We start from the raw sequence: 4,193 nt of genomic DNA on the forward strand, positions 1-4,193 counted from the left end.
CCGTAGCGGCGCTGAGCTGCGCCTTAGCCTCATCCGCCGCCGCTTTCATCTGATCGTAGGTCGAGGCCGGCACCGCTCCGGTCGCCAGTAAAGCGCGATACCGGACTTCATCTTGTGCCGTCTGCCGCGCCCGCGCTCGTATGGCCGCGACCCCCTCTTCCTGAGCCTGCACCGCCAGCCCGAGATCAGTCGGATCGATTCGCATAAGCGGTTGTCCGCGTCTGACCGTCTGGCCCATATCAACAAGACGTTCCAACACCTTGCCCGAGACGCGAAAGCCCAAGTCGCTTTGCACCCGCGCAGCTACGATTCCTGTAAAAGCCCGGGGCGCCGATACGGCATTTTGAACAGTTGCGACCCTGACCAACGGTGCCTGTGTACGCGGATCAGTCTGTACCTTCCCGCTGCATGCAGTCAAGACAAGCGATAACAGACCAATAATGGCAAACAAAGCAAAGCGGCGGCCGGGTTCATTTGGGCAGCGGTCCGGACGTACTGGGCTAAATCGCTTCCATTGTCTAAAACCTACACTAGAATCATTGCTCATTCCTTATCCTCTCCCGAATCAAAATCCCATATATATATGCGCAATTAATCTTCATAACCTAATTGATACACTTTATGTTCAATCATTTTTTTTACACATAACCCTTTGCTCCGTACCTAGGCAAAACAGTCGCCAAAGGCCTTGAACAACTTCATCGATCCTTTAACGCGGATCCTTCTGAAGATTATTTCCTTGAGTATGGGCGTTTCTTTATGAAGCACGCGCAGCCAGGTTTTTGCATCTGCATTGATTCGTACGTCCGGAACACCTACATGTCCTTGTTTTACTTGAATCGTTTTGTCTTTGATGACCACTGTCGTCTCGACCTGCTCGTTTCCTCTGAATGTGAAATGATAGGTTGCACACAGTCCTTCGGACTTATGACGCTGGAAGCCGAGCGGCATCGACGCGATAAAGGCGGCAACGGACGCCGGCCTGATGCCGTTACCTACTCGCTTTATCTTTTTATGCGGGAACTTGCGCAGGACATGACTCTCTGCGTCTGAGCCTGGGAGAACGTAGACAGTCTCTGTCTTTTGCTGAAGAGGTTTGACCACTGTTTCGAAGAATTTACTCTTGTCATCAAGATACTGCGGGATCACTTCGTCGCCCGCCGGGCAGACTGCCATACAATACACTGATTTGTAGCATGGTCCGTACGCTAAGCTCTGCCACAGAGAAACGGTTTCAGTATCGCTTATTCTGGACCGGTATTCGATAGAGTTCTTGCTGTCGACGATATTTTCAACCCAGTCTGAGAATCCGCCTATCAGCTCACGATAGTTATGGGTGAGGCAGTTTATAGGATTGAATACCCCATCTGGGCCGATGGCTCCTGTGGGGCAGGCAGCCGAACAGATCTTGCAGTTCAAACAAGGGTTGTAGTCCAGAGGACTACTGTACGCGTCCACCTCGGTATCAATAAGTATAGTGTTGAGCAAGACAAAACTCCCGAACACTGGGTGAATAACATTGCGGTGGAGGCCCATCTTTCCGAGGCCGGCGGCTACGGCTATGGTCTTATGCGAAATGACTTGCATCTTGCCGGGCCATTGATCTGTTTCCATGGGAAACGCAGCTGCCGAGTTTGCTGCACGAACGCCTTTCCGATCGAGCGCTGCTGCCAATGTGTGGGCAACGTGATTTAGCCGCTCTAGCACCTGGTGCATTTCGAGACTAGCAATGGAACGTGCGGGACTTCTCAGATTTTCCTTGTTGATCCGTCCGGCAATACAGATAAGCGCCTTAGTCCAGGGGAATACATTCAGAATATCCGCTTTTTGCTCAGCTAATTTCGGATGTTCAATCTCGACAAAACCCACATCATCAGCGCCTAATTCAAGGCACATCTCACGTAATTGGACGGCGCTGAGTTTTGAGGCGGTCGCTTGAGATGCCGCTGACGCCATTCTTTCCTTATAGCGTTTTATTGAAGGGTGGTCATTCGTATCCTTGCTGTGACTCTCCTTTGTTGTTTGGTCAAATAATGTTTTCAAGCAAGCTCTCTCCTTCGCGTAAATTTTTTCGTCTTCCATTATTACAGGCATTAAATATCCTTGGTCCGAGTCAGCATTTTATCAACGGGTTTGCTAAACTGATTTAGCATAAAGGCCAAAATTGCCTTTAGATCGCTTATACCATATTAAAACGTGTGAGCATTCGGCAGTTTCTTTTTGGCTGCGTCCAGTTTGGATTGATCCCGCCCAGTAATAATTATCATGTTCTCAAGCTGAAGGAACTGAGTAGCAAGCTCGAATCCAATCCTCCCGCTACCAGAATGTGGGATTGATTTTCATGAAAATCAATCCCAAAATATAAATGATTATTGTATAGTGAATATACTTGCTTATTGTTCAATACGATTTTCAAAGAGTGCAACCGCTTTTTGAGAACGTTCATTCTAATTTAAATAAAAAAACTTCATTTGTTCAATATTGTTAAGGAAAAATCCGCTATACGATGCAACTTTTCTTTACTAGCTGAGGTTCTTGCAAGTACCCGAATCCCAATCAAAGTATTATGCAAATTTTCTGCTAAAACTTCAGCATCATATTCACAGGGAAACTCGCCTGTTTGCTGTCCTTTGCGAATAAGATCCGCAAGAAGATGCTCTGTTTGCATAAATGCTTCTTTCGCTTTTTGTTCTACCTCTTTATCTCTGGGTGCCATCTCAGTTGCTGAGTTTATAAATAAGCAACCCAATGGTCTATCCCCGCTTCCTTCGATCATAAGGTCAAAGATACACTGTATAGCTTGTTTTGCCGTTTCTGCGCGTGAAATTTCAGATTTTAGTCTGGCTTTTATTAATTTGCCGAAACAATCTATCGCTTTTAAAAACAATGTATGCTTATCACCGAAGGTATCATATAAACTTCTACGATGGATTCCCATATGCTTTACTAAGTCGCTCAAAGATGTCTTTTCATAACCTTGTTTCCAAAATAATTCCATAGCTTTCTGGAGAACTATACTTTCCTCAAATTCTTTGCTTCGTCCCATTACTTTCCCTCCCGCTAATAGTAATTGTAATATTTCGAGAACGATAGGAAAAGTATTATTTTGTATTCGCATCATAAAGACAGTTATGCCTAACAAAGAGAGACGACCTTGGCTATCCTAAAGCTGAAACGTCAATCATGCTCCTTTTGTTTCGTAAAAGTCTAAAGGTATGCACTGAAAAACCGGTTTTTCGTATGACACAATATGAATCATTTGTCCAGAACAAACGACCTCTACTCTTCCGACCTGCCGGCCTTCCCAAGCCCAGTCCTGCTTCAGCTCTGCTATAATCAGATTAATTTTTTCCGATAGCAGCGATGGATCTGTCGCGACTGGGATTCCTTGAATAATAGTAGTAAGCATTTTTCCACCTCCCATATAGTGATTTTTTTTTGTAGCTTTTTTCCTAGTTTTAACTAAGCGTGATACAATACAATACAATATATGCCTATATAATACAATGACCATCTTGACACTGTCAAGATAGCCATTGTCTGAAATATCGAAAGGAGATACAATGGACAGTAAACATCCTGGAATTATGATAACCCCGAAAGACCAGTCACATTATCATCATGGAAATTTGCGGGAGGCACTCATTCAAACCGCGTTGCAAATTCTTGCTGTTGACGGTGTTGTCGGTTTGACGCTGAGAAAAGTAGCCAAGGCAGCAGGCGTATCTCATGCCGCGCCTGCCCATCATTTTAAAGATAAGACCGCCCTCGTTGCCTCGGTTGCGGCAGAAGGATTCCGGATCTTGTCAAAGGAATTGGTTGCCGTAGCCAATATTAACCAGGACTTTAAAGAACAACTGATCCAGTTAGTGAGAACCTATGTGGGTTTTGCCCAACGGGAAGTTGAACTGTTCCGCCTGATTTTTGGTCCTACAGCCCCCGATTACAGGGAATATCCGGAACTGTACGAGGCAGGTATAGAGTGTTGGAATACGGTGGTTCAGCTTATTACAACGTTTATGAAAGATCAGGAGATAACAAATTGCGAACCCGATTTGCTTGCTTTCAGCATTTGGGCTCACACGCAGGGGATCGCGAGCCTAATTGTCAATCAGGCTGTTATTCCGCCGCATTTAATACCTTTAAAAGGAGCAATGCTGGATAAATCAATAGAGTTGCTGATTGACGGGCTC

At 45.4% G+C, this 4,193-nt stretch carries 5 protein-coding genes; 1 reads left to right on the forward strand and 4 read right to left on the reverse strand.

The window, feature by feature from the left end; translation table 11 throughout:
- The 4 genes from VN447_RS15355 to VN447_RS15370 all read right to left on the reverse strand — a co-directional run.
- Positions 1-547 (reverse strand): efflux RND transporter periplasmic adaptor subunit (locus VN447_RS15355; RefSeq protein ID WP_325526221.1); only part of this gene is annotated, 547 nt, incomplete at its 3' end.
- A 116-nt stretch (positions 548-663) separates the two neighbouring features.
- Entirely contained in the window at positions 664-2,043 is a 1,380-nt protein-coding gene (locus VN447_RS15360; protein WP_325526222.1) for an SCP2 sterol-binding domain-containing protein, read from the reverse strand.
- A 424-nt stretch (positions 2,044-2,467) separates the two neighbouring features.
- A complete protein-coding gene (locus VN447_RS15365) occupies positions 2,468-3,046 on the reverse strand; it encodes a TetR/AcrR family transcriptional regulator (protein WP_325526223.1) in 579 nt (192 codons plus the stop codon).
- A 135-nt stretch (positions 3,047-3,181) separates the two neighbouring features.
- Positions 3,182-3,409 (reverse strand): hypothetical protein, encoded by a 228-nt coding sequence (locus tag VN447_RS15370; protein ID WP_325526224.1) that lies wholly within the window; start codon positions 3,407-3,409, stop codon positions 3,182-3,184.
- Between the two features lie 154 nt (positions 3,410-3,563).
- Between VN447_RS15370 and VN447_RS15375 the strand changes: the two genes are divergently transcribed.
- Positions 3,564-4,193, forward strand: a 630-nt coding sequence (locus VN447_RS15375) for a TetR/AcrR family transcriptional regulator (protein ID WP_325526225.1), incomplete at its 3' end; no start/stop codon positions are given.

Origin of the sequence: Sporomusa sp. (assembly GCF_035561155.1) — a bacterium.
In the GTDB taxonomy this organism is placed as follows: domain Bacteria; phylum Bacillota; class Negativicutes; order Sporomusales; family Sporomusaceae; genus Sporomusa.